The following is a 22,497-nucleotide window of genomic DNA, read 5'->3' as shown; positions in this document are numbered from 1 at the left end:
TACCCACCCTACGATCCTCTACGTGTCAAATTCATCTGGACGATCTACCAGCAGGTCATCCGGATGGTTTGGGCAGGTAGAGGATTGTAGGATGGATGCGCGCCCCCGGTCGGCCCCTCAGGCGGCGTTCGATGCCGCGTCGCTGACGTATTTCACCACCAGCTTGCTCTGCACCAGCGATAGCGCGGTGTCGCTGCCGAAGCGGAAGCCGCGCATCGCGGCGGTATTCATCAGGTGCAATACCTGGTCTTGGGTGAGCCTGTCGGCATCGCTGCGCGCGCCGAGAATCTCGCGGTTTTGCTTGTCGATCTGCTCGAGTATTTCTTCGGGTGCCATCGCGGACTCCAGGGAAACAGGTGCAGGCGGCGTGAAGTGAAAGGAAAGGCATCGGGCGGGCAGCCCGGACGTCGATTCTGTTGCCGCAATCTTACAAGGTTCTTACTGCGGGCCGTAGCGGCAGCAGCGGGCGGTACAATGGCTTCCCGTTCCGAGTTCTCCCGATTGCCGAAACAGCATTATGCAGAAAAAACCCGCGCAAGACAGAAAACTGTCGTCCATTGTCGGCATCGTTCTTGTCGTGCTGGCTGCCGGATTTGCAATCGGCTGGTTCTATCTGCGCCACGAAGACAGGCAAGCCACGCAGATCAATTACCTGCGCTTGCCGGAGGTGGCGATCAGCCGTGACGGCCATTCGATCCGGGCATCGTTCGCCTTCCGCACCAGCGCAGCCGACGCGGACTGGGTCGCGCGCAACAGGCCGGCACTGGAACAGGTGATGAAGCAGGTGCTTCTGGCGGTCGATCCGGTTCAGGTTCGCGCACCGGATGGACTCAGGGAATTCCAGGGCCAGCTGCGCGACGCGACTAACGGCGCGCTGCAGTCTTCACGCATCCAGGAAGTGCTGGTGACGGATTTCCTCGTGTCCGAAGGCGACTGGTAGCCGGCCGATTTTCGCGTTATCCCCGAAGGCGGTTGTGGACCGCGGTTGCCGCGATCGCTGCCTGCCCCATCGCCACCGCAATCTGGTTCAGGCCTGCCACCACGTCGCCGGCTGCATACAAGCCATCGACCGAGGTCTGCTGGTGCGGGTCGACCAGCAGGCAGCCGTCAGGCGCGTGCTCCGCCCCCAGCAACTGGGCCATGCCGGAATTGACCATTGTGCCCAGCGCCCCGTACAGCACCTCGACACGTTCGCGGCCGCCATCCTGCAAATGCACTTCGATGCCGTCGCCCGCGTACGCCAGGCGTGCCGCAGGCGTGTGGATGACGCGCAAGCCGGCGCGGTCGATACGCTGGCGTTCTTCGTCATCGAGCACGATCGGTTCGGTCAGCGACAGCAAGACGATGTCCTCAGTGTAATTGCGCACGAACAGCGCTTCTCCCAGTCCGCCCTTGCCGCGTCCGGCCACCGCGACCCTCTTGCCGGTCGCCTCGAAGCCGTCGCAGATCGGGCAGTAGCGCACATGGCCGTTGGCCACCGCTTCTTTTACATCCGGAAAATCCGGCTCCACATCGACCACGCCGGTGGCAAGGATGGCGGTGCGCGCCTGCCACTGGCGCGACTCGCCGCGGACCATGAAACTGCCGTCAGGGAGGCGTTCCAGCCCGTCCACCGTGCCGGGGGTCACGTCCACGCCGTAACCCGCTACCTGCGCGCGCAGCCGTGCAAGCAGGTCCTTGCCGTGAATGCCGTCGGTGTAGCCCGGGTAGTTGTGCGACGTCGGCACCGACAGCAGCCTGCTGCTCCCGCCGTCGAAGATGACGAAGCGCCGCCGGAAGCGCGCGAGGTAGGTGGCGGCGGTCAGACCCGCCGCGCCGGCGCCAATGATCGCGCAGTCGAGCGCGGCGGAGGAATCCATGCTGCATCCTTTCCTGTCGCGCCGTCAGCGCCGCTGCTGCGGCCGGCCGGCATCATTCCCGCGCGGTGGCGGCATGTCGGCATCGTCCGGGTCCGGGGCCAGGTCGAGATTGGGATCGTCGGCCGGGTCGATATAGTCGATGCGGTCCACATCAATGTCGGCGCCCATCTCGATGTCCGAATCGCGTCCGGCCGTGCCGTGCTCGCCGGTGCCCACGGCGTCGGTGTCGCTGTCCAGCCCGGCGTCGCCGATGTCAGGACCGGCGCTGCGGTCGCGCGGGCCGCTGTCCGGATCTTCGCTGGTGCCCTTGTCCAGGCCGATATCGGCTTCCTGCGCCCAGCGCCGGGCGCCCTGCACATCGCTACCCGTATCGGAGATGTCGCTCGGCCCGAGCGCGCTGGTGCCGTGGCCGCTGCCAAGCTTGCGGTCGGGTTCGGGAATGTTGTCGGGATCCAAGGTGCTGCTTGCCATGATCATGCTCCTCTAAATTCAAGCAGATCCGGGGGTGCAATATCCGTGCCGTGCGCAAGCGCCGAGAAAAAGCCCCGCGCGGGCGGGGCAGGCATGTAAATTCGGCAGCTGCCTCAGCAAATATTGCGCACTCAGGCGGCCGGCACGCCGATCAGTTGAATGGCGGCAGCGGTGTCGGTCGGCGTGATCGCGGCCGCCAGCGCCATGCCCTTGCTGATCGAGTCTTCCACGGAGTTGTAGTTGAGCGCGTTGTCGACGGCGAAATAGTTCGCCACCATCACCTTGTTGTCCAGCAGGTCGGCCACCCAGCCCCAGCTTGCATTGCCCTTGAAGCTGTGCGCCGAATCGAGCATGGTGCCGACCAGCGAGCCGCGCGTGGCCGAGCCGTCGGCCAGCTTGCCGGCCCAGTAGTCGACATCGGCGTCGGCCGGTGCATTCTCGCCGGCGCGGCCGAGCACATTCTTGTACACCACGCGCACGAAGTCCGCGTTGGTCATGCTTGTGCTGTAGCCGGTCAGGCTGGCGTACTGTACCGCCGCCGCGTAGAAGGATTCGCCGATCTGGGTGATCGACAGTCCGCCCTTGAGCTGGTCGGCCCAGTAGGCCAGGCCGTCGGCGTCCGGCACGCGGTTGAAGTAGGCGATGTAGAGTTCCTCGATCGATTGCAGCTGCGCGGCGGAGATCGCTTTCGCCCGCGCGGGCGCGCCGAGGTTGACGGTCAGGTCCGCGAACTGCACGCGCTCGACGTTGCTCATCGTGACGTTGGCCGACGGGGTGCTCGCGGTGGTCGTGCCAGCGGACGTTGCAAGTTTCCAGGTTTTCCAGTTGCCGCCCAGGACGACGGTATCGATTCCCGCGGCGCCGTCGATATCGTCATTGCCGCCGCCGCTGGTGATGCGGTTGTCGGCGGCGTTGCCCGTGATGAAGTCGCTCGCGGCGGTGCCCACCAGGTTTTCGATGACCGTGCCGGACATGATCGACAGGTTGTCGGCGGCGCGCCTGCCCGAGACTGCCGGACCGGCGGAACTGAGCGCGCCGGGCTGCAGGTTCACCACTGCGCCGATGCTCACCGCGCTCAGGTCGATCGTGTCCTGCGTGCCGCCGCTGTCCTGCACCATCACGATATTGCGGCCGATGTCGTCGGTGTAGCGGTAGACATCCGCGTCCCCGGTATGGATGCTCCTCGCGCCGTACAGGTATTGCAGCGCCAGCATGTCGTACAGGCCGTAGCCGGCGCGCTGCTGGCCTTCCGAAGTGGCCGCATCGCGGTACGACATCACCGTGTAGTTCTGGTTGTCCTCGTCGCGCCCGAGGTAGGTCGCGTCGGGATCGGCGGTCGTGGTCTCGCCGGCGTTGTAGTTGCCCGGATGCTTCAGGCCGAGCGCATGGCCGATCTCATGCACCAGCGTCGCATATTCATAGCTGCCCGGCGTCATTTTCGACGCGTATTCGGTGCTGATCCAGACGTCGCCCGCGAGGTCGGTCGTGTCCGAGTGCGGCAGGAACGCATAGCCGGCGGAATCGGCCTGCGTATTGTTACCGAACCGGATCTGCCCGTAGCTGTCCTCGCTGTCGGCGACCTCGCGGAAGCTCAGGTTCACGCTTGCCGAGAGCTGCGCGAAGATTTCGCGCACCGCCGCTTTCTGCGCCGCGCTGAAGGGCTGAAAACCCGTGCCGCCGTCGCCGTTGCCGTAGGTCGGCTCGGCCGTCATGAAGCTGTAGGTCACTTCGACCGCGGTGCCGAGCGGCGTGCCGGCATTCCAGCGCATGCCTGCCGTTTCCAGCAACGCATCGATGCGGTAGTCGCCGGAGATCGGCTTGCCGATCACAGGCTTGAGCGGGGCGTCCGGCAGGTCGCCGGAAGCGGATGCGGCCGCGCAGAGCGGGCAGGCACAGGGAAAATAATTCATGTTTTATTTCCTGAAGGACAAGCTGACTTTATATCAAAATTGTTCTGTATCAACAAATTACAAAATTGTTACAAAACTGTCCTTCAGTAAAGGGGCCGGAACTTTGTCAAAAGCGGCTTTGTCATTTCGGTAACGAAAGCCATTTTCGGAATAACGCGCTTTCTACCTGGTGCACCCCGCTGCACCTTCGGTCCACTTTTAAGGAGATCATCATGGCAACACTGCACAAGATTCTGTTCGGCTCGGCGCTGATCGCGCTGACCCAGGTCGCCACCGCACAGACCGCGGCCACTTCCACCACCGTCACCGATACCGGCAGCGGCGCCAGCGTGACGACCACTGCGCCGGCCGCCACCCCGGCACCTGCCGGCACCACGACCGCCGTCACCACCAGTTCGTCCAGCACCTCCGCCGACCCCTATGTGCAGCGGCGCGAAGCACGCAAGCAGGCCAAGGCGGAATACAAGCAGAGCAAGAAGGAAGCGAAGGCCCAGTACAAGGCTGACAAGCAGGCAGCGGATGCAGCGCTGCGCGCCGAGCGCGAGGCAGGCGCGACCTCCGGCAAATAACGCGGCAACCGACGCCGCCCGCGCCTCGCTCCCGGTCCGTCACGATTCGTGCCGGTCAGGACCGGCGCGCGGCGCGCTTCCCGCAATTTCTTCTTTCCTCCTGCGCGCGGCGCGGCGCGCCGGTACAATGCGGCATACCGTTTTCCCTGCCCGCGAGCGCCGCATCGTGTCCGCGCCGATCCGAAAAATCATCCACTGCGATTGCGACTGCTTCTACGCGGCCGTCGAAATGCGCGACGATCCGTCGTTGCGCGGCCAGCCGCTCGCCGTCGGCGGCCGTCCCGACCAGCGCGGCGTGGTCGCCACCTGCAATTACGAAGCACGCAAGTTCGGCATCCGTTCCGCGATGGCGATGTCGCAGGCGATCCAGCGCTGCCCCGAGCTGATCGTGATGCGGCCGAACATGGATAAGTACCGCGCCGCGTCGAAGCAGATCCTTGCGATCTATCGCGACTACACCGAACTGGTTGAACCCCTGTCGCTCGATGAAGCCTATCTTGACGTCACCGATGCGCCGCACTTCCAGAACAGCGCGACGCTGATCGCGCAGGACATCCGCAGGCGCATCTTCGAGACGGTCGGCATCACCGCGTCGGCCGGCGTGGCGCCGAACAAGTTCCTGGCCAAGATCGCCAGCGACTGGCACAAGCCGAACGGCCAGTTCGTGATCCGTCCGCAAGACGTGGAGGAGTTCGTCGCCGCGCTGCCGGTCGACAAACTGTTCGGCGTCGGCAAGGTCACCGCCATGAAGCTCAAGAAGCTCGGCGCATACACCTGCGCCGACCTGCGCCAGTGGACCCTGCCCGAGCTGCAGCACCACTTCGGCAAGTTCGGCGGCAGTCTTTACGGGCTGTGCCGCGGGATCGACCGGCGCCAGGTCAGCCCGAGCCAGGAGCGCAAGTCGGTCAGCGTGGAGGAAACCTATGTCACCGACCTGCCCGACCTGGCCGCCTGCCGGCGCGAACTGGAGCCGCTGATCGCGCTGTTGCGCCAGCGTGTGCAGCGCGCGCAGGCGGAGCGCCACATCCACAAGCTGTTCGTGAAAATCCGCTTCGACGACTTCCGACGCACCACGGCGGAATGCGTGAGCAGCACGGTGGACGACGGCTTGTGCCACAAGCTGCTCGACACCGCGCACCCGCGCGGCAACCGGCCGGTGCGCCTGCTGGGCGTGGGCGTGCGTCTTGAAGAGGATGAGGATTTCAACCAGCTCGGACTGTTTGGCGAAGAAACAACAGCGATGTCATGACGGGCAGGTAAAATGGCGCCTCCGTTTTTTTCAGGCGCGCATCATGTGGTTCAAGAATCTCCAGATCTATCGTCTCACCGCCCCGTGGACCCTGTCGTCCGAACAGCTCGAAGCGGCGCTGGCGCCGCAAGCCTTCGTGCCGTGCTCCAGCCTCGACATGCAGACCCAGGGCTGGGTCTCGCCGCGCGACAATGGCATGCTGGTGCATACCGTCAATCGCCAGATGCTGCTGCAGCTGGGCACCGAAAAGAAGCTGCTGCCATCCACCGTGATCAACCAGGTGACCAAGGCGCGCGCCGCCGAACTCGAGGAGCAGCAGGGTTTCAAGCCGGGCCGCAAGCAGATGAAGGAATTGAAGGAGCAGGTCACCGACGAACTGCTGCCGCGCGCATTCAGCATCCAGCGCAGCACCCGGGTGTGGATCGATCCGGTCAACGGCTGGCTGGTGGTGGATGCGTCCGGCGCGGCGAAGGCCGATGAAGTGTTCAAGCTGCTGTTGAAATCTCTCGAGAGCCTGCCGTTCGGCGCGCTGCGCACCGAGCGTTCGCCGCTGTCGGCGATGACCGACTGGCTGGCGGCCGACGAGGCGCCGGCCGGTTTCACCGTCGACCAGGACACCGAGCTGCGCTCGACCGGCGAAGGCAAAGCCACGGTGCGTTATGTGCGCCACACGCTCGACCCGGACGACGTGCGCCGCCACATCGCCGGCGGAAAGCAGTGCACGCGCCTGGCGCTGACCTGGGCCGACCGCGTGTCCTTCGTGCTGACCGAATCGCTCGCGCTCAAGCGCGTGGCGCCGCTGGACGTACTCAAGGAAAACGCGGATTCCGCGACGCAAAACGAGGATGAGCGTTTCGATACCGATTTCGCGCTGATGAGCGGGGAGCTGGCGAAGATGATCGGCGACCTGGTGGAGGCGCTGGGCGGGGAAGAGCAGCAGAAGAAGGCGGCCTGATCGAGAGCGAAAGCCTCGGCGAGCTTCAAGGACTGCAGGGTGGTGTTGAGCGAAGCGAAACCCACCGGCTTGACTACCGTCCTTGAGGCACGCGGTGGGTTTCGCTGCGCTCAACGCCACCCTACGCTTCTTTAAGGCGAAAAAAAAGACGAACCCGAAGGTTCGTCTTTTTTGATTCTGGCGGAGCGGACGGGACTCGAACCCGCGACCCCCGGCGTGACAGGCCGGTATTCTAACCGACTGAACTACCGCTCCAGGTTTGCTGCACGACGTTTGTCACCACGTCTGAAGGGCCTGAAGTCTACAGGAAATTTTTTGCGCTGGCTACTCCCTTTCGAAAAATAATGGCGATCTTCAACATCTGGCCGAGAAAGACCCCATTGAACACGCCGTAGAGCGCGCAGGCCGTGGCCACAAAGACGAGCTGTTCCTTCAGCTCCGGGCGCATCGCCAGCGCCGCATTCACCGCATACTTCGTCAGGAAAATCGCCAGGATCAGCGCCAGCGGCGTCCAGCTGCCGCGCAGCGCGACGCTGCCGCGTTCCGGATGCGGGACGACGCTGCGGTCATCAAACGCCAGCCAGGCGCCGGCGGCGCCGGCGACGGTGCAGGCGAGCCATACCGGCGCGGCGGCGGGATGGGCGCCGAAACCGGCGGCAATGCCCTGAACCGTCAGCCCCAGCATCGCCAGCGGCATCAGGAAGACCTTCGTGACGCCGGCTTCGCGGTCGGCGCCGGCCACGACGCCCCGGTAGACCAGGAAAACGAACAGCGGCCAGACCCAGAGCGGGGTTTTCACAATGAGCTGCAGCAGCATGCTTCCTCCTTGATGTTGGCGATGCAGCCATTGTCCCGGTCGCCGCCGGGCTTGCATACCGGATTGCGACGAGCTGGCGGAAACCGGGCGCGAAGTGCGCAAATCGCGGTGCGCGCCTACAATGAAGCGTCAGCCGCAAAAGCGAAGCCGCCATGAACGACTTGCCCCTGTTCCCCCCGATCGAGCCTTACCGTCACGGCATGCTGGCGGTCGACGACATCCACACGCTGTATTGGGAGGAGTGCGGCAATCCGCAGGGCGAGCCGGTGCTGTTCCTGCACGGCGGGCCGGGCGGCGGGCTGTCGCCGCGCCACCGCTGCTTCTTCGACCCGGCGCACTACCGCATCGTGCTGTTCGACCAGCGCGGCGCCGGGCAGTCGACGCCGCTGGGCGAGTACCGCAACAACACCACGCAGCTGCTGGTGGGCGATATCGAGCGCATCCGGACCATGCTCGGGATCGACCGATGGCTGGTGTTCGGCGGCTCCTGGGGATCGACGCTGGCGCTGGCCTACGGGCAGGCGCACCCGGAGCGCTGCACCGGCTTCGTGTTGCGCGGCATTTTCCTGTGCACGCAGGAAGAGATTGACTGGTTCCTGTACGGGATCCGCTGGTTCTATCCGGAGGCGCATGCGGAATTCATCGCGCCGATCCCGCCGGAGGAGCGCGGCGACCTGCTGCAGGCGTATGCGAAACGGCTGTTCGCCGACGACCCGGCGGTGTATGTCCCCGCCGCGCGCAGCTGGAGCCGTTATGAGGGAAGCTGCCTGTTCCTGCGCCCGGAGCCGGCGGCGATCGACGATTTCAGCACCGACAAGGTGTGCATCGGGATCGGCCGCCTGGAAGCGCATTACTTCCTGCAGCGCGGCTTCTTCAGTGAGGACCAGCTGGTACGCAACGTCGACCGCATCCGTCATCTGCCGGCAGTGATCGTGCAGGGGCGTTACGATGTCGTGTGCCCGCCGTCGTCGGCGTTCCGCCTGCATGCGGCATGGCCCGAGGCGAAGCTGCAGGTGATCGACGACGCCGGCCATTCAGGCTACGAGCCGGGCATTGCAATGGCGCTGGTGCGGGCGACGGAACGATTCAAGCGGATGCGACGCTTCGGCTGACCAGGCTCCGTTCGACAAGCGTAGCGAGCGGACCGGCGCCGAGTCGCGCACGCGCACGCGAGACACGCACAGCACCGCAGGCATCAAACCAGGTCAGGCAGCAGCTAGTCAAGCCGAGCCTGGCGCGTGCAGTGCAGGCATTCAGTGCATATTGCGCCGTTCGATCTCCGCCACCACCGCTTCCACCGTTTTCTTCAGGTTTGCCTGCACGATGCCGCGCCCGACCAGCGGCGGCACGAAGAAACCCGGCTCCATCGCACCGCTGAAGCTCACGCGCGTGCCGCGTTCGCCGTCCTGCTCGAGCGGATCGAGCTCCCAATGGGTGCGGTAGCGTTTCATGTCGCCGTCAAGCATCGTCACGTCGATGGTCGAATGCGGCCGCTCCTCGATCTGCAGGCGCATGCGGATCACCTGCGCGACGAACAGGAAACCGGCGCTGCTGGTCTGTTCCACCACTACCCCGTCTTCATTGCGCGACAGCACGCGCACCGAGCGCAGGTCGGGGACGAATTCATGCAAGTGTTCGTAGTCGGTCAGCACCTGCCAGGCCTGCTCCGGCGTCGCGTGCACGAAACCGATGGCAGTGACTTCGAAGAAGGATTCGCCGTGCCGGTGCACCCGGTTGGCGTAGGCTTGAACGGGAGTGCGGCGAATGAAATCGTGGTGTGCTTGCATGACGTTGTCCGGCAGGAATGATGGCATATCGATCGGGTTGAATGCAGCTTAGGCAACAGGTGGTGATTTGCAAGCGCTTACGAGAAACAGCGGGAAGAGAATTTGTAACGCAGGGTAAGATTGCTTCCTGGTTGCAACGCGACTACATTATGGTGAATTCACGTAGTTCAACTTCGGCATGCGGTGCAATGCCGCCGTGCTGATACGGATGCATGACTTTCTCCTCGCGCTTGCCATGAATGCCAGAATCGTCCTCCTGACCGTTGCAGCCGCGATCGCCGGTTGCGCTTCCCGTCCCGCCGAAACACCGGTGGCAGCGCCGGCCGAAAAGCCCGCACGCAGCGAAACGCGCGCCGAACCGCAACATCGTCCGGCGTCGCAGGCGAACACCGCGGATGCCTACAAGCGCGATCTCGCATTGCGTATCGCCGAAGCAAACGCGTCCAAGGTGTATCCGGGGCGTCCGCACGCACTGTTGCGCTCCGTGGTGGTGGTGCGCTATGCGGTGGATGCCCAGGGCAACCTGGTGCGCCATGAAATCATGCGCAGCAACCGCGACAGCGAAACCGAGGCGACGGCGTTGGCGAGCCTGCGCAACGCCGCGCCGTTCCCGCGCCCGGCATCACACCTGTTGCGGCGCGGCCAGTTCGAATTGTCGGAAACCTGGCTGTTCAACAATGACGGGCGTTTCCAGCTGCGCACCGTCGCGCAGCCGCAGATGGACCGGTAGCACCGCCGGCGCAGCACGGCAACCGGACTGCGGCAGCGCCGTGCCGCCGCCGTCATTGCGCGTCGCTCCACGTCGCCTTATCCCCGGCGCTATAAACCGTCCTGAAATGCGTGTTGCCTTCACTTGTTGCAACGGAAGCGTCAGGTCGCACGGCCAGGGCGGGGAAGTGGATTGTAAGTTCCTCCAGCCGGCGGCAAGCCGTTACACATTCTTACATTGTCAAAAAGTCTTTAATTTCAATCACTTGAAAAAAATCTAAGGTTTTTCGTCAAATACCGGCGCAGATTGTGCTGAACAAGCATGCAAACGTTGCATCCAAGCTGCTGCATCGGTGATGCTCTTTTTCCAATTAAAGGAGTTTCTTATGACGTTAAAAACCACACTTCGCTCACTGTCGTTGATCGTGGTCGCGTCGGTGTCGTCCATCGCACTGGCCCAATCAGGCAGCAGCACGACTTCCCCGGGTGGCACGCCGTCGAGCGCGACAAGTTCCCCGGCCGCCGCTTCCGGCGCCGACACCGGCAGCCCGGCCTCCACCGGCACTTCTGCGTCTCCCAGCACATCGGGTGCGTCGGGTTCGTCCGGTTCAGGTTCGTCCGGTTCGGGCGCCTCCGGTTCTTCCGGCGCATCGGGCAGCGGCGGTACGTCCGGATCGGGTGCTTCCGATACCTCGTCGGGATCCTCGGGCAGCACCGGCGCTTCCGGCTCGTCGGGTTCCGGCAGCGGCTCGACCGGCGGCAGCACGGGCTCGTCGGCGACCGGCGGCACTTCCGGCAGCAGCGGCACCACGGGTAGCGGCGCCACGGGCAGCGGTACCACCGGCGGCGGCTCCACCGGCGCCACCTCTGGCTCGTCGGCCACTCCGGGTGCGACCGGCAGCACCGGCGGCACCAGCGGCTCCACTGCGTCCCCGGCAGCGTCCTCCGGCTCTTCCGCTACGGATGCCACGACTGACGCAGCACCGAAGAAAGCCAAGAAATCCAAGAAGAGCAAGAAAGCCAAGCGCGCCAAGTCTTCCGGCGATTCGCCGAGCGCAGCAGGCGGCGCCGGCGCAGGCGCGGGTTCGACCAGCGGCGGTGCAGGCGGTGCGTCCAACACCGGTTCCGCCGGCAGCGGTGGTTCTTCCAGCACCGCAACCGGGAAATAATTTCTTCCCTGCAGCAGGAAAAAGCGGCTTCCGGGCCGCTTTTTTTTCGGTGGCGCGCGTGTACGCGCCGATAGGGCCGCGCTTTTGCGCGCCCGCATTTGTCGCCGGCCGTTTAATTTGATTAAATGGATGCAAGCCTCCTCCACCTGCGACATTCATGCATCCATCCCGCTCCAGTACCAGCGCCGCCACCGGCGCCCGTCCCGCAAAACTTTTCCTTTATGCATCCCGCACCACGCTCGAACGGGCATTGCAGTTCGGCGAGTTCCGACTGCTTCCGCCGGCCGCGCCGAGTGCACACGAGATCCGGCCCTTCGCTTCACGCGTCGGCCATGCATTCCTGACGCTGAGCATGACATCCTGCTGGGACGAGAAGCTGTTCGACGCAATCCCCGGCGCGGACACCTGCCTCGTCGTGCATGACCCGGAGCAATTCGGCGAGCGCGTACATCGCGCGGCGCAGCGCCTGCTGCCGAGCTGGGCGGGCATCGATGCGGCGGTTTCCTACGGCGCGCCGAGCCCGCTCGGACAAGTATTCTCCAAACCGCGCCACCTCGCATCCGAGCGCGAGTGGCTGTTCGCCTGGCGCCCGGCACAGCCCGCGCTGCTCAACACCGCGGTCATGATTTCCATCGGCAACATCGAAAGCATCGCCGAATTGCGCGAACGGCCGTCCAGCCCGCCACGATGATCCTGTAGCAACGAACCCGGCGGCGCGCGGCCGACGCCCGCGCCCCGGCCGGCGCTTTCCTTCCCGTGATCGGATTCCCGCACCAAATTCCGCGCGGCGGGTCTCATCAACGACAGACCCGGCAACAGTGCCGGAGGGCGACAGGATGGATGGCGGCACGCAGGTTCGGTACGGCAGCGGGGAAGGATCATGCAGCTGAAGCTCGGCGCATCGATCGTGCTCGCGGTCGTCATCGGGCTGGTGATACCCGTTACCGTGACCAGCATGCTGACCCTCGACCAGCGCCAGGAAGCGCTCACGCAGGCATTGCATGAGGACAATCACCGGGTCGCCGACATCCTCGCGCTCGGCATGCAGCAGCCGCTGTGGCACCTGAGCGAGGATGCGGGACGGCCATTGTTCGATTCGGTTTTCAGCGACGAGCGGGTGAGCTCGCTGGTGGTGCGCGACAAGGAATTCGGCGTTTTCCTCTCCGCTTACAATGCCGGGCGCCGCCACGGGCGGCAGTATCGCGTCGACCGAGATGTGGTTTACCACGGTGCCGTGATCGGTTATGTCACCATCGAAATGGACGGCGGCATGCTCGATGCGCAGATCAGCCGGGACCGCAACGTCTTCGCGCTCACCGTGCTCGGCCAATTGCTGCTCAGCCTGGTGCTGATCGTGGTGCTGCTGCAGATACGGCTGCTGGCGCCGCTGCAGCGCCTGATGCGCGAGTCGCAGCGGCTGGCGCGGCGGGAACTGTCCGAGCCCTTCGTCTGGCACCGCCGCGATGAGCTGGGCAAGCTCGGCAGCAGCCTGGAGAGCACGCGCCAGGCGCTGCAGGGCCTGTTCGACGAGATCGAAAGCAAGAATCGCGAACTGGAACAGGATATCGCGCGCCGCATGCAGGTCGAGCACGAACTCAAGCAGCACCGCGAACAGCTCGAGGAACTGGTGCGCGCGCGCACCGCGGAACTGACGGTTGCCAAGGAAAAGGCGGAAGTCGCCAACCACGCCAAGAGTACCTTCCTTGCGAGCATGAGCCACGAGCTGCGCACGCCGCTCAATGCGGTGCTCGGCTATGCGCAGGTGCTCAAGCGCGACACCAACCTCACGCCGCGCCAGGTCGCCAGCCTCGAAACCGTCCAGCGCAGCGGCGAGCACCTGCTCATGCTGATCAACGACCTGCTCGACCTGTCCCGGATCGAGGCCGGCAAGTTCGAGCTGTACCTGACTGCGGTCGATCTTTCCAGCTTCATGCAGGTGGTCGTCGACATCATCCGGGTCAAGGCGGAGCAGAAAGGCCTCGCGTTCGCGTATGAACCGGATGCGGGCCTGCCGCAGGCCGTGCTGGTCGACGAAAAGCGCCTGCGCCAGGTGCTGCTCAACCTGCTTGGCAACGCCGTCAAGTTCACCGACCGCGGCGAAATCGGGTTGCGCCTGCACAGCAGTCCGGCCGGCGAGGGCCGGCTGCGCGTTGCGTTCGAGGTGCGCGACACCGGCATCGGCGTGGCCGAGGATCAGGCCGAGCGGATCTTCCGGCCCTTCGAACAGGCCGGCGACATGCAGCGCCGCTTCGGCGGCACCGGGCTCGGCCTGTCGATCAGCCGGCAGCTGGTACGCATGATGGGCGGCGACATCAGCGTTGCAAGCCGGCCGGGGCAGGGCAGCGTGTTCCGTTTCGAGATCGATGTCGAACCGACGCGAGAGGCCGTAACGGCCGCTACGGAACGCCCCGCCGCCGCGTCCGCGGCCGACTCGCCGGCGCCGGAAGACCTGGCCGTGCTGGTGCCGCCGCCGCGCGAGGCGATGGACGCGCTGTACCAGCTCGTGCTCGCCGGCGACATGCGCAACATCCGGGCGTACGCCGCGCAGCTCGCGCTTCACAACGAACAGTACCGGCCCTTTGCCGCGCGCCTGCAGGCACTCGCCGAGGCCTACCAGTCGAAGGCGCTGGTGCGGCTGGTCGAGCATTACCTGGAACACAGCCAGCCCTGACCGTCCGCGCCCGGCCGGCATCAAGAAGGCCCCGGCAGCAACTACCTCGCCGATGATTGATGGCAACGCTTTACATTTCGATCATTACCTGAGATAAATAGATCGAATGTTTTTGTCGGCGTGCAACGGCTCGCAGATCCGCTGCGGATCAGGTAACTCTGCCGCGCGCCCTATCCGAAGTCCATGCGGCGCGCTGCGCAAGCGCACCCGCGCTATCCGGATCCTCTGCCCGCGCCGTGCGCTCAAGCCGACAAACGACCCGATAGCCATCAATTACAGGAGTACAGCCATGCTGACATCGAACATCAAAACCGTACGCAACGACATGAAGACCCTGGTCAAGGATGCGCAGGACCTGCTGCGCGAAGCCAGCCTCGCCACCGGCGAGAAGGCCGATGAGCTGCGCGCGCGCGGCCTGGCGCTGCTGGACACCGCAATGGAAAGGGCGCAGGAAGTGCAGGCGGTCGCGCTGGAAAAGGGCAAGGCCGCCGCGCAGAGCACCGACGAGTTCGTGCATGAGCACCCCTGGAAGGCGGTCGGCATCGCCGCCGGCGTCGGCCTGGTGGTCGGCATGCTGATCTCGCGCCGCTGAACGCACGCATGGAACGTCAGCAAGCGGGTGCCGGCGACGCCGGCCCGCAGGACAAGCCGGGGCTGGTCGCCGGACTGGCCGGCATCGCGAAAAACATGTTCGGCCTGCTGGTCTCCCGTATCGAACTGGCCGCGCTCGAACTCGGGGAGGTGCGCGACAACCTCGCGCGGCTGCTCCTGGTCGGCGCGCTCGGCATCGTCGCGGTCGTGTTCGCGCTCGGCTGCTGGACCGCGCTGCTGATCGTGCTCGCCTGGGAGGCGATGGGTTGGAAGATCCTGCTGCTGGTCGCCGTCGTGTACACGCTGCTTGCCGTCGCCATCCTGCGCCACGCACGCGCCTTCCTCGCGCAGGACAGGCTCGCGCTGCCCGCGACCATGGCCGAGTTGCGCAAGGACCGCGACGCACTGATGTGAGGACCGCGATGAACCGTGAAGACCGCAAGAAACAACTCATCGCGCAGGGCGCCGTCTACCGCGCCGAAGTGTTGCTGGCGACAGAGGAGGCCAAAAACAGCCTGCGGCCCGACTCGCTCGCCAGGAGCGCGCTGCAGCAGGCCGCGCTGTTCGCGGTCACCCTGTTCCGCAGCCGGGGCATGGCGGGCGTGCCTGGAATCAACCTGAAAACGCTGCTGCCGCTGGTCGCCACCAGCGTGTCGGCGCTGGCGCAGCGCAAGTCCTTGCTCAGGACGCTGCTCGGCGGCGGGGCGGTCGCGGCGGCCGCCGGTGTCGCCGCATTCGCATGGACGAAAAAAAAGCGCGGGCAGGCGCAGGCCGACGAAACACCATCCTGATGTCATCAAGGACCTGGCAGGTGACAAGCCGCGATCCTTCCCGGCAATCTTAAGCATTTGTAACGTCCCGAACTCGCGTTTTTTCCCTCTGTCCAAACGTTTGTATTCCCACGATACGAGGACAGGCAAAATGCGCAAGCAATTCACGGTAGGTACGCTGGCCGCGCTGCTCGCACTGGGCGGCTGCGCGAACATGAATGAAGTCCAGCGCGGCACCGCCACCGGGGCGGGCATCGGTGCCGGCCTTGGCGCGGTGCTGGGCGCGGCCACCGGATCCGGCGGCGGCAAGCGGGCAGCCACCGGCGCCGCGGTCGGCGGCGCCGCCGGCGCGGTGATCGGCAACATCTGGTCCAAACGCATGGAACAGCAGAAGCAGCAGATGGAACAGGCGACGCAGGGCACCGGTGTGCAGGTCACGCAGACCGCCGACAACCAGTTGAAGCTGGACATCCCGAGCGACATTTCCTTTGACACCAACCGCGCCGACATCAAATCGAACTTCCGGCCCATCCTCGACAAGTTCGCGTCCGGCCTGGTGCAGAATCCGTACGCGACGGTCAACATCATCGGCCACACCGATAGCACCGGCGGCGACGCCATCAACAATCCGCTGTCGGTCAACCGTGCCGCGCACACCCGCGACTACCTGGTCTCGCGCGGCGTTGCCGCAAACCGGATCAGCATCGACGGCCGCGGCGCGCGCGAGCCGCTGGTATCGAATAACTCCGAAGCCAACCGCGCGCGCAACCGGCGCGTCGAAATCTTCGTTGCCGAACAGCAGTCCACCGCGCAGGGGCCGGTGCCGGTTCAGCAGGCGCCGCAGCGCACCACCTACCCCACGTCGGGGCAATGAGGGCAGGGCGCGCTCCGCGCGCCGTTACCTCCCGGGTGCTGCGCCCATAAAAAAAGCCGACCATCCGGTCGGCTTTTTTGTTGCGTGGCGTGCTTACTTGGACGCGGCGGTCATGTAATCGACCGCGGCCTTGACTTCCTCGTCCGACGCGGACGAGCCGCCCTTGGCGGGCATCATGCCGGCCTTGCCCTGGAAGCCCTTGATCGCATGCTCGTACAGGGTCGCGTTGCCCTGCTTGATGCGCGGTGCCCAGTTCTCCTTGTCGCCGAGCTTCGGCGCACCGGCGATGCCGGCGCCATGGCAGGCGGCGCAAGCGGTGTCGTACACCTTCTTGCCGTCGACCTTGCCCGCATCGGCGACCGCCTTGCTTTGCTGGGATGGCGAGGACGTCAGCGGCGCGGTCGCCGACGCGGTTTGCGCGCCGGCTTCGGATGCGGCCGGTGCGCCTGCGGAGGCTGCCGGGGCGGCGGCCTTGGCTTCCGGCTCCTTCAGCTTGCCGCCGGACTGGTTGGCCATGAAGACCACCGCGCGCTCGACTTCAACTTCATCCAGGTCCGGATTGCCGCCCTTGGCCGGCATCGCGCGGATACCGTTGACCGCGTTTTCCACCAGCTTTGCCTGGCCCTGGCCGAGGCGGGCCGTCCATGCGCCGTTGTCGCCGGTCTTCGGCGCGCCGGCCGCGCCGGTATCGTGGCAGGCGGCGCAGACCGCCTTGTACACCGCTTCGCCGGTCTGCAACTGCTTGGGACCGCTGGCGCCGGCCATCGTGAAGCCTTCGTCGGCCACCGGACGCAGGCGCGTCGCGATCGCTTCCGGCGTCTGGCCGTCGGAACCGGCGCCGACCTTTTCGGCATTGGCGACGTACTGCACCAGCAGCACGATGCAGATGATCGGCACCAGGAAGCCTGCTGCCACGGCGGCGATCAGCTGCTTCGGCGTGCGGATCGGGGATTGGTGTTCATGGTGTGCGTTGCTCATTTTTCCCTCAAAGCATTTTTTGAAAACCGGTGGGTGGAGGATGGCGACGCCTGAAGATGCCGGATGTTGCGGCGCGATACCTCGCAAAACCCTTGATTATAGTCGGAAAAGCGGGGAGTTGTAACGGAGCGGCGGCAGACTCCGCAACAGAAAAAAACCCGCCTCCTTGTGGGAGGCGGGGGCATGCTCTTGTCAGCCTATTGCTGGTTTTCCGCGGAGGGCGTCACCTGCCGTCAAAGCAACCCCAGGACCAGGTCGCCGAGGTTCATCCCGACCAGGCCGATCGCCCGGCCGCCCAGCGTCATTGCCGAAGTCATGCTGTCGAACTCCAGCGCAAACCCGTCCTCGCCGATGACAATGATCTGCACCTCGGCAGTGCTGGACGTCCCGATGCTCGCCACTTCTTCGCCGTTCACCCAGAAGAAGGCAGTGGTCCCTGACCTCGACACCGTCAGGTCCCCAAGGCTGTATCCCGACAGCGTGATCACGTTGCTGCCTTGCGCGCCGCTCAGGTGAAGCGTGCCGCCATGGTCGACAACAAATTCCTGCGCGTCGGCCGCGTCGTATACCTTCATCACTTCGCCGGCGGCAACGGTAACGTTGGTAGCGGTGCTGTCCAGGATGTTGTACTGCGTTTCTGTCTTGGCAACGCCCATGGTGTTCAGCTGGATCGAGAGCGGGCCATTCTCAAGGGTATCGGTAGTGGTTGCATTGCCCAGCATGTCGAGGGCGAAGCCTGCTGCGATGTCCAGGCTGTTGGCAATCGTGCCGAATCCGTTGCCTGCCTCCAGCGCGGCGGCTTTTGCGCTTGTCAGCACCACCTTCAGGGCCGTGTCGCTGACGACCTTGGCCGAACTGATGTCGTTTGCCGCAAAGCTCACGTTGGCGGTAACGGCGTCGTCGCCGTTGGTGTCCCACACGAGTTTGGCCCAGTCCAGACGGCTCTTGATATCCGTTGCCGCGCTTTCGTCGGATTCCAGCAGCGTGCTGAAGCCTTCCCCGAAGATGACCAGGGTGTCGGTCCCGGCGGAGTAGGTGCCGCCCGTCGTGGTAACGGTTGGTGCGGTGCCATCCACAGTCACGGTGTTGGTCGATGCAATGCTCAGGTTGCCGGCGGCATCGGCCGTGTAAACCGTGTAGATCCCGCTCGAAAGGCCGGTGGCCGCCAGGCTGGTGCCGGCATTGACTGTCGTAATTGCCGCCGAATTGAAATTGTCGTCGTCGGCGCCGGTGATATCGGCGACGCTGTTGACCGTCACAGAGCTCAGGACCAGGTAGGCAGTGCCGGTTTCGGTGCTTTGTACGACGGCGTTGCCGGATGGCGCGATGGTCGCTGACATCACCGAGGCGGTCGGCGCCGTGCCGTCGATTGTCACACTGTTCATTGATGCGACGCTCAGGTTGCCGGCAGAGTCTTCCGTGTAGACCATGTAGATGCCATCGGAGAGTCCGGTTGCGGCGAGCTCGGTCAAGGTGTTGGCACTGCTGATCGCGACCGGGTTGAAGTTGTTATCCCCGGAACCTGTGATGTCCGCGACGCTGGTAACGTTCACCGCGCTGTTGACCAGGTAGGCGACGCCGGTTTCCGTGCTTTGCACGAGGGCGCTACCGGAAGGCTTGATTACCGCCGTGATGACGGAAGCGGCAGGTGCGGCGCTGTCGATAACGACACTATCGTTCGAAGCCTCGCTCAGGTTGCCCGCCGCATCCACCGCATAGACCTTGTAGGTGCCATCCGAAAGCCCGGTTGCCGCGAGGGCGATGCCCCTATTGGCAGCGTCGATTGCGATGGAGTTGACGTCTTCATCTGCAGCGGCGGCAAGGTCGGCAAGGCTCGCGACAGTCACGGTGCTCTTCACCAGGAAAGCGGTGCCTGTTTCCGAGCTTTGAACCTCTGTGCTGACGGACGGTTTGATCGTTGCCGACATGACGGAGGCACTGGGTCCGGTGGTATCGAAGCTCTGGTTATCCAGCGTGCCGGCGGTAGAGGTATTGCCAGCCGTATCAGTGAGTGTTGCACTCAGGTCGATGTCTTCGTTGCCGTCGAAGGCATCCGCGCTTGCGGAATAGGTGTCGAGGCCACCGGCCGTGGTCTTGGTAAAGGCGGCATTGATGCCGTCGGTGTCCAGTACCTGGCCATCAACGGTGATGGTGACGGCAGCACCGGCATCGACGCTGAAGCCCTGGCCGACTTTGGTAAGGGTCGGTGCTGCCGGAGCGGTGGTATCGAAGCGCTGGTTATCCAGAGAGCCGACGGTAGAGATATTGCCGGCAGCATCAGTCAGCGTGGCACGCAGGTCAATGTCTTCGTCACCATCGAAGGCATCCGCTTTTGCAGCATAGGTGTCGATACCGCTGGCCGTGGTCTTGGTGAACGCGGCATTGATACCGTTTGCGTCCAGCACTTGGCCATCAACGGTGATGGTAACGGCAGCGCCGGCATCGACGGTGAAGCCCTGGCTGACTTTGGCGAGGGTTGGGGAAGCCGGAGCGGTGGTATCGAAGCTCTGGTTATCCAGGGAGCTGGCGGTAGAGATATTGCCGGCAGCATCAGTGAGTGTTGCACTCAGGTCAATGTCTTCGTCACCATCGAAGGCATCCGCTTTTGCAGCATAGGTGTCGACACCACCGGCCGTGGTCTTGGTAAAGGCGGCATTGATGCCGTCGGTGTCCAGTACCTGGCCATCAACGGTGATGGTGACCGCAGCACCGGCATCAACGCTGAAGCCCTGGCTGACCTTGGTGAGGGTTGGTGCTGCCGGAGCGGTGGTGTCGAAGCGCTGGTTATCCAGGGAGCTGGCGGTAGAGATATTGCCGGCAGCATCAGTCAACGTGGCACGCAGGTCGATGTCTTCGTCACCATCAAAGGCATCCACCTTGGCGGCATAGGTGTCGATACCGCTGGCCGTGGTCTTGGTGAAGGCGGCATTGACGCCGTCAGCGTTGAGCGCCTGACCGTCAACGGTGATGGTAACGGCAGCGCCGGCATCGACGGTGAAGCCCTGGCTGGCTTTGGCGAGGGTTGGGGAAGCCGGAGCGGTGGTATCGAAGCGCTGGTTATCCAGGGAGCTGGCGGTAGAGATATTGCCGGCAGCATCAGTGAGTGTTGCACTCAGGTCGATGTCCTCTGTGCCGTCGAAGGCATTCACCTTGGCGGCATAGGTGTCGACACCACCAGCCGTGGTCTTGGTGAACGCGGCATTGATGCCGTCGGTGTTCAGTACCTGGCCATTAACGGTGATGGTGACCGCAGCACCGGCATCAACGCTGAAGCCCTGGCTGACCTTGGTGAGGGTTGGTGCTGCCGGAGCGGTGGTATCGAAGGTCTGGTTATCCAGAGAGCCGACGGTAGAGATATTGCCGGCAGCATCAGTCAGCGTGGCACGCAGGTCAATGTCTTCGTCACCATCGAAGGCATCCACCTTCGCGGCGTAAGTATCGAGGCCACCGGCCGTGGTCTTGATAAAAGCGTCATCGACGCCGTCCGCGTCCAGAACCTGACCATCAACGGTGACGGTGACGGCAGCGCCGGCGTCGACGCTGAAGCCCTGACCGACCTTGGTAAGGGTCGGTGTTGCGGGAGCGATGGTGTCGAAGCTCTGGTTGTCCAGGGAGTCCGCTGCGGAGACGTTACCGGCAGCATCAGTGAGTGTTGCACTCAGGTCGATGTCTTCGCTGCCGTCGAAGGCGTCCACCTTTGCGGAGTAAGTGTCGAGGCCACCGGCAGTGGTCTTGATAAAAGCGTCATTGACGCCGTCCGCGTCCAGCACCTGACCATCAACGGTGATGGTGACGGCAGCGCCGGCATCGACGCTGAAGCCCTGGCCAACCTTGGTGAGGGTGGGTGTTGCCGGAGCCGTGGTGTCGAAGCTTTGGTTATCCAGTGCGCCGGCCGCGGAGACGTTGCCGGCAGCATCAGTGAGCGTGGCGCTCAGGTCGATGTCTTCGCTGCCGTCGAAGGCATCCGCTTTCGCGGTATAGATATCGAGACCACCGGCCGTGGTCTTGGTGAACGCGGCATTGACGCCGTCGGCGTCCAGCATCTGACCATCAACGGTGATGGTGACGGCAGCGCCCGCATCGACGCTGAAGCCCTGGCCGACCTTGGTAAGGGTGGGTGCATCCGGCGCAGTACCGTCGACAATGACACTGTCGTTCGAAGCCGCGCTCAGGTTGCCCGCCGCATCCACCGTGTAGACCTGATACGTGCCATCCGAAAGCCCGGTTGCCGCGAGGGCGGTGTCCGTATTGGCAGCGTCGATGGAGACGGAGTTGAGATCTTCGTCGGCGGCAGCGATGAGATCGGCAAGGCTCGCCACACTCACCGTACTCTTCACCAGGTAGGCGGTACCCGTTTCCGAGCTCCGTACCATGGCATTACCGGACGGCTTGATGGTTGCCGTTGTGACGGAAGCCGTCGGGGCCGTTTCGTCGATTTGCGGGACTGTGAAGGTCAGGTCATTGTCGGGGACGTTGTCCGCGGTGTCCGCCAGCACGGACTTGTCTATGCTGATGATGTCGCCCGCCGCCACCGTCGGGCTCGTACCCAGCAGGATCTCGAAGACGCTCGCATTGCCCTCGGTTGCGTCCACGGCGGAGATGGATGCGCCGGTACCGAAACTGTGTCCGTTGTCGAGTGCCAGGTGTTCGACCGCAAGAGTGTCCGCAACCGCTTCGCTAAGGGTAATGGTCAGCTTGTCGCCGGCGGTGTACGTGCTGCTGCTGTCCTCATCGGTCCGGATGATCGAGACGGCAGCCGGGGCATGGGCGTCGACCGCGGGCGCGTCTCCCGCGGCCGGCGCATCGGTAAACGCCGTGTTCGATTCCGTGTCATTGACCAGCACGACACTGACAGGAATTGCTTCATCACCGGCGATGTCGCCGTCACCCTCGCTCACCGTGTAGGTCACCGCATAAGTGCCGTCACCGTTGTCGGTGAAGGCGGTGATCGCTTTGCCGTTGATGGTGATGTCACCCGCGGTATAGCCCGGGCTATCCGCGGTAATGGTTGCAACCAGCACGTCTCCGATCTTCAGCGTGCCGGTGGTTTTGTCAAATGCAATGCCAGTGATGACGGGGGCGGCCATGTAGTTCTCCTACAGATCAAAAGTTGGAAATT

Annotated in this window: 21 protein-coding genes and 1 tRNA gene; 12 read left to right on the top strand and 10 right to left on the bottom strand. The window is 64.3% G+C overall.

The window, feature by feature from the left end:
* Positions 1 to 117: 117 nt before the first annotated feature.
* The gene (locus VEC01_RS05590) at positions 118 to 336 is read right to left on the bottom strand and encodes a hypothetical protein (RefSeq protein WP_324899579.1); all 219 of its coding nucleotides are present in this window, start codon (positions 334 to 336) and stop codon (positions 118 to 120) included.
* A gap of 181 nt (positions 337 to 517) precedes the next feature.
* On the opposite strand from VEC01_RS05590, the gene VEC01_RS05585 reads away from it, so the two are divergent.
* Positions 518 to 940 (top strand): flagellar basal body-associated FliL family protein, encoded by a 423-nt coding sequence (locus VEC01_RS05585; protein WP_324899578.1) that lies wholly within the window; start codon positions 518 to 520, stop codon positions 938 to 940.
* Between the two features lie 16 nt (positions 941 to 956).
* Here the strand turns inward: VEC01_RS05585 and VEC01_RS05580 are convergent, their stop codons facing one another.
* The 3 genes from VEC01_RS05580 to VEC01_RS05570 all read right to left on the bottom strand — a co-directional run bounded on the left by VEC01_RS05580 (position 957) and on the right by VEC01_RS05570 (position 4,240).
* The gene (locus VEC01_RS05580) at positions 957 to 1,859 is read right to left on the bottom strand and encodes an NAD(P)/FAD-dependent oxidoreductase (RefSeq protein WP_324899576.1); all 903 of its coding nucleotides are present in this window, start codon (positions 1,857 to 1,859) and stop codon (positions 957 to 959) included.
* Positions 1,860 to 1,883: 24 nt separating this feature from the next.
* Positions 1,884 to 2,330 (bottom strand): hypothetical protein, encoded by a 447-nt coding sequence (locus VEC01_RS05575; RefSeq protein WP_324899574.1) that lies wholly within the window; start codon positions 2,328 to 2,330, stop codon positions 1,884 to 1,886.
* A gap of 131 nt (positions 2,331 to 2,461) precedes the next feature.
* A complete protein-coding gene (locus tag VEC01_RS05570) occupies positions 2,462 to 4,240 on the bottom strand; it encodes a DUF4214 domain-containing protein (protein WP_324899572.1) in 1,779 nt (592 codons plus the stop codon).
* Positions 4,241 to 4,452: 212 nt separating this feature from the next.
* Here VEC01_RS05570 and VEC01_RS05565 point away from each other — a divergent pair, with 212 nt between their 5' ends.
* The 3 genes from VEC01_RS05565 (at position 4,453) to VEC01_RS05555 (ending at position 7,013) form a co-directional block, all read left to right on the top strand.
* On the top strand, positions 4,453 to 4,809 hold the full coding sequence (locus tag VEC01_RS05565) for a hypothetical protein (RefSeq protein ID WP_324899570.1): 357 nt from the start codon (positions 4,453 to 4,455) through the stop codon (positions 4,807 to 4,809).
* 127 nt (positions 4,810 to 4,936) lie between these two features.
* Complete coding sequence (dinB, locus tag VEC01_RS05560; protein ID WP_324899568.1) at positions 4,937 to 6,058, top strand: DNA polymerase IV; 1,122 nt, start codon at positions 4,937 to 4,939, stop codon at positions 6,056 to 6,058.
* Positions 6,059 to 6,101: 43 nt separating this feature from the next.
* Positions 6,102 to 7,013 (top strand): recombination-associated protein RdgC, encoded by a 912-nt coding sequence (locus tag VEC01_RS05555; protein WP_324899566.1) that lies wholly within the window; start codon positions 6,102 to 6,104, stop codon positions 7,011 to 7,013.
* Positions 7,014 to 7,191: 178 nt separating this feature from the next.
* On the opposite strand, the gene VEC01_RS05550 is transcribed toward VEC01_RS05555, so the two are convergent.
* Together VEC01_RS05550 and VEC01_RS05545 are read right to left on the bottom strand one after the other, a co-directional pair.
* Positions 7,192 to 7,268 (bottom strand) — tRNA-Asp (locus VEC01_RS05550).
* Between the two features lie 46 nt (positions 7,269 to 7,314).
* Positions 7,315 to 7,830 carry a DUF6622 family protein gene (locus tag VEC01_RS05545; RefSeq protein WP_324899565.1) on the bottom strand — a complete coding sequence of 172 codons (516 nt, stop codon included), beginning with the start codon at positions 7,828 to 7,830 and terminating at the stop codon, positions 7,315 to 7,317.
* A 152-nt stretch (positions 7,831 to 7,982) separates the two neighbouring features.
* Here VEC01_RS05545 and pip point away from each other — a divergent pair, with 152 nt between their 5' ends.
* Positions 7,983 to 8,942, top strand: a complete 960-nt coding sequence (gene pip / locus VEC01_RS05540; protein ID WP_324899563.1) for a prolyl aminopeptidase — start codon at positions 7,983 to 7,985, stop codon at positions 8,940 to 8,942.
* Between the two features lie 141 nt (positions 8,943 to 9,083).
* Here pip and VEC01_RS05535 read toward each other — a convergent pair whose 3' ends face one another.
* The gene (locus tag VEC01_RS05535; RefSeq protein ID WP_324899561.1) at positions 9,084 to 9,617 is read right to left on the bottom strand and encodes an SRPBCC family protein; all 534 of its coding nucleotides are present in this window, start codon (positions 9,615 to 9,617) and stop codon (positions 9,084 to 9,086) included.
* 208 nt (positions 9,618 to 9,825) lie between these two features.
* On the opposite strand from VEC01_RS05535, the gene VEC01_RS05530 reads away from it, so the two are divergent.
* On the top strand, positions 9,826 to 10,347 hold the full coding sequence (locus VEC01_RS05530) for a TonB family protein (RefSeq protein WP_324899560.1): 522 nt from the start codon (positions 9,826 to 9,828) through the stop codon (positions 10,345 to 10,347).
* Between the two features lie 255 nt (positions 10,348 to 10,602).
* Here the strand turns inward: VEC01_RS05530 and VEC01_RS05525 are convergent, their stop codons facing one another.
* A complete protein-coding gene (locus tag VEC01_RS05525) occupies positions 10,603 to 11,649 on the bottom strand; it encodes a hypothetical protein (protein WP_324899558.1) in 1,047 nt (348 codons plus the stop codon).
* A gap of 2 nt (positions 11,650 to 11,651) precedes the next feature.
* Here VEC01_RS05525 and VEC01_RS05520 point away from each other — a divergent pair, with 2 nt between their 5' ends.
* The 6 genes from VEC01_RS05520 to VEC01_RS05495 all read left to right on the top strand — a co-directional run bounded on the left by VEC01_RS05520 (position 11,652) and on the right by VEC01_RS05495 (position 16,400).
* Positions 11,652 to 12,185, top strand: coding sequence for a hypothetical protein (locus VEC01_RS05520; protein ID WP_324899556.1), 534 nt, complete (start codon positions 11,652 to 11,654; stop codon positions 12,183 to 12,185).
* 189 nt (positions 12,186 to 12,374) lie between these two features.
* Entirely contained in the window at positions 12,375 to 14,165 is a 1,791-nt protein-coding gene (locus VEC01_RS05515; RefSeq protein ID WP_324899554.1) for an ATP-binding protein, read from the top strand.
* Between the two features lie 289 nt (positions 14,166 to 14,454).
* A complete protein-coding gene (locus VEC01_RS05510; RefSeq protein ID WP_324899552.1) occupies positions 14,455 to 14,757 on the top strand; it encodes a DUF883 family protein in 303 nt (100 codons plus the stop codon).
* A gap of 8 nt (positions 14,758 to 14,765) precedes the next feature.
* Complete coding sequence (locus tag VEC01_RS05505; protein WP_324899550.1) at positions 14,766 to 15,170, top strand: phage holin family protein; 405 nt, start codon at positions 14,766 to 14,768, stop codon at positions 15,168 to 15,170.
* A gap of 8 nt (positions 15,171 to 15,178) precedes the next feature.
* Positions 15,179 to 15,547, top strand: coding sequence for a hypothetical protein (locus VEC01_RS05500; RefSeq protein ID WP_324899548.1), 369 nt, complete (start codon positions 15,179 to 15,181; stop codon positions 15,545 to 15,547).
* A 130-nt stretch (positions 15,548 to 15,677) separates the two neighbouring features.
* Positions 15,678 to 16,400: an OmpA family protein gene (locus VEC01_RS05495; protein WP_324899547.1), complete on the top strand. Its 723-nt coding sequence runs from the start codon at positions 15,678 to 15,680 to the stop codon at positions 16,398 to 16,400.
* A 93-nt stretch (positions 16,401 to 16,493) separates the two neighbouring features.
* Here the strand turns inward: VEC01_RS05495 and VEC01_RS05490 are convergent, their stop codons facing one another.
* Both VEC01_RS05490 and VEC01_RS05485 read right to left on the bottom strand, forming a co-directional pair.
* On the bottom strand, positions 16,494 to 17,378 hold the full coding sequence (locus VEC01_RS05490) for a c-type cytochrome (protein WP_324899546.1): 885 nt from the start codon (positions 17,376 to 17,378) through the stop codon (positions 16,494 to 16,496).
* 233 nt (positions 17,379 to 17,611) lie between these two features.
* Positions 17,612 to 22,465 carry a hypothetical protein gene (locus VEC01_RS05485; RefSeq protein WP_324899544.1) on the bottom strand — a complete coding sequence of 1,618 codons (4,854 nt, stop codon included), beginning with the start codon at positions 22,463 to 22,465 and terminating at the stop codon, positions 17,612 to 17,614.
* Positions 22,466 to 22,497 lie beyond the last annotated feature (32 nt).

Origin of the sequence: Noviherbaspirillum sp. (genome assembly GCF_035627455.1) — a bacterium.
Lineage (GTDB): Bacteria > Pseudomonadota > Gammaproteobacteria > Burkholderiales > Burkholderiaceae_D > Noviherbaspirillum.
The sequence above is the reverse complement of the archived record's forward strand: the minus strand, read 5'-3'. Positions and strand labels throughout refer to the sequence as shown.

Bases quoted from the DNA above. Each gene is read 5' to 3' on its own strand.
- pip (WP_324899563.1), top strand. From the start codon at position 7,983: ATGAACGACTTGCCCCTGTTCCCCCCGATCGAGCCTTACCGTCACGGC.
- VEC01_RS05585 (WP_324899578.1), top strand. From the start codon at position 518: ATGCAGAAAAAACCCGCGCAAGACAGAAAACTGTCGTCCATTGTCGGC.
- VEC01_RS05545 (WP_324899565.1), bottom strand. From the start codon at position 7,830: ATGCTGCTGCAGCTCATTGTGAAAACCCCGCTCTGGGTCTGGCCGCTG.
- VEC01_RS05495 (WP_324899547.1), top strand. From the start codon at position 15,678: ATGCGCAAGCAATTCACGGTAGGTACGCTGGCCGCGCTGCTCGCACTG.
- VEC01_RS05500 (WP_324899548.1), top strand. From the start codon at position 15,179: ATGAACCGTGAAGACCGCAAGAAACAACTCATCGCGCAGGGCGCCGTC.
- VEC01_RS05505 (WP_324899550.1), top strand. From the start codon at position 14,766: ATGGAACGTCAGCAAGCGGGTGCCGGCGACGCCGGCCCGCAGGACAAG.
- VEC01_RS05490 (WP_324899546.1), bottom strand. From the start codon at position 17,378: ATGAGCAACGCACACCATGAACACCAATCCCCGATCCGCACGCCGAAG.
- VEC01_RS05575 (WP_324899574.1), bottom strand. From the start codon at position 2,330: ATGGCAAGCAGCACCTTGGATCCCGACAACATTCCCGAACCCGACCGC.
- VEC01_RS05520 (WP_324899556.1), top strand. From the start codon at position 11,652: ATGCATCCATCCCGCTCCAGTACCAGCGCCGCCACCGGCGCCCGTCCC.
- VEC01_RS05580 (WP_324899576.1), bottom strand. From the start codon at position 1,859: ATGGATTCCTCCGCCGCGCTCGACTGCGCGATCATTGGCGCCGGCGCG.
- VEC01_RS05565 (WP_324899570.1), top strand. From the start codon at position 4,453: ATGGCAACACTGCACAAGATTCTGTTCGGCTCGGCGCTGATCGCGCTG.
- VEC01_RS05515 (WP_324899554.1), top strand. From the start codon at position 12,375: ATGCAGCTGAAGCTCGGCGCATCGATCGTGCTCGCGGTCGTCATCGGG.
- VEC01_RS05510 (WP_324899552.1), top strand. From the start codon at position 14,455: ATGCTGACATCGAACATCAAAACCGTACGCAACGACATGAAGACCCTG.
- VEC01_RS05590 (WP_324899579.1), bottom strand. From the start codon at position 336: ATGGCACCCGAAGAAATACTCGAGCAGATCGACAAGCAAAACCGCGAG.
- VEC01_RS05555 (WP_324899566.1), top strand. From the start codon at position 6,102: ATGTGGTTCAAGAATCTCCAGATCTATCGTCTCACCGCCCCGTGGACC.
- VEC01_RS05570 (WP_324899572.1), bottom strand. From the start codon at position 4,240: ATGAATTATTTTCCCTGTGCCTGCCCGCTCTGCGCGGCCGCATCCGCT.
- VEC01_RS05535 (WP_324899561.1), bottom strand. From the start codon at position 9,617: ATGCAAGCACACCACGATTTCATTCGCCGCACTCCCGTTCAAGCCTAC.
- dinB (WP_324899568.1), top strand. From the start codon at position 4,937: ATGCGGCATACCGTTTTCCCTGCCCGCGAGCGCCGCATCGTGTCCGCG.
- VEC01_RS05485 (WP_324899544.1), bottom strand. From the start codon at position 22,465: ATGGCCGCCCCCGTCATCACTGGCATTGCATTTGACAAAACCACCGGC.
- VEC01_RS05530 (WP_324899560.1), top strand. From the start codon at position 9,826: ATGCATGACTTTCTCCTCGCGCTTGCCATGAATGCCAGAATCGTCCTC.
- VEC01_RS05525 (WP_324899558.1), bottom strand. From the start codon at position 11,649: ATGTCGCAGGTGGAGGAGGCTTGCATCCATTTAATCAAATTAAACGGC.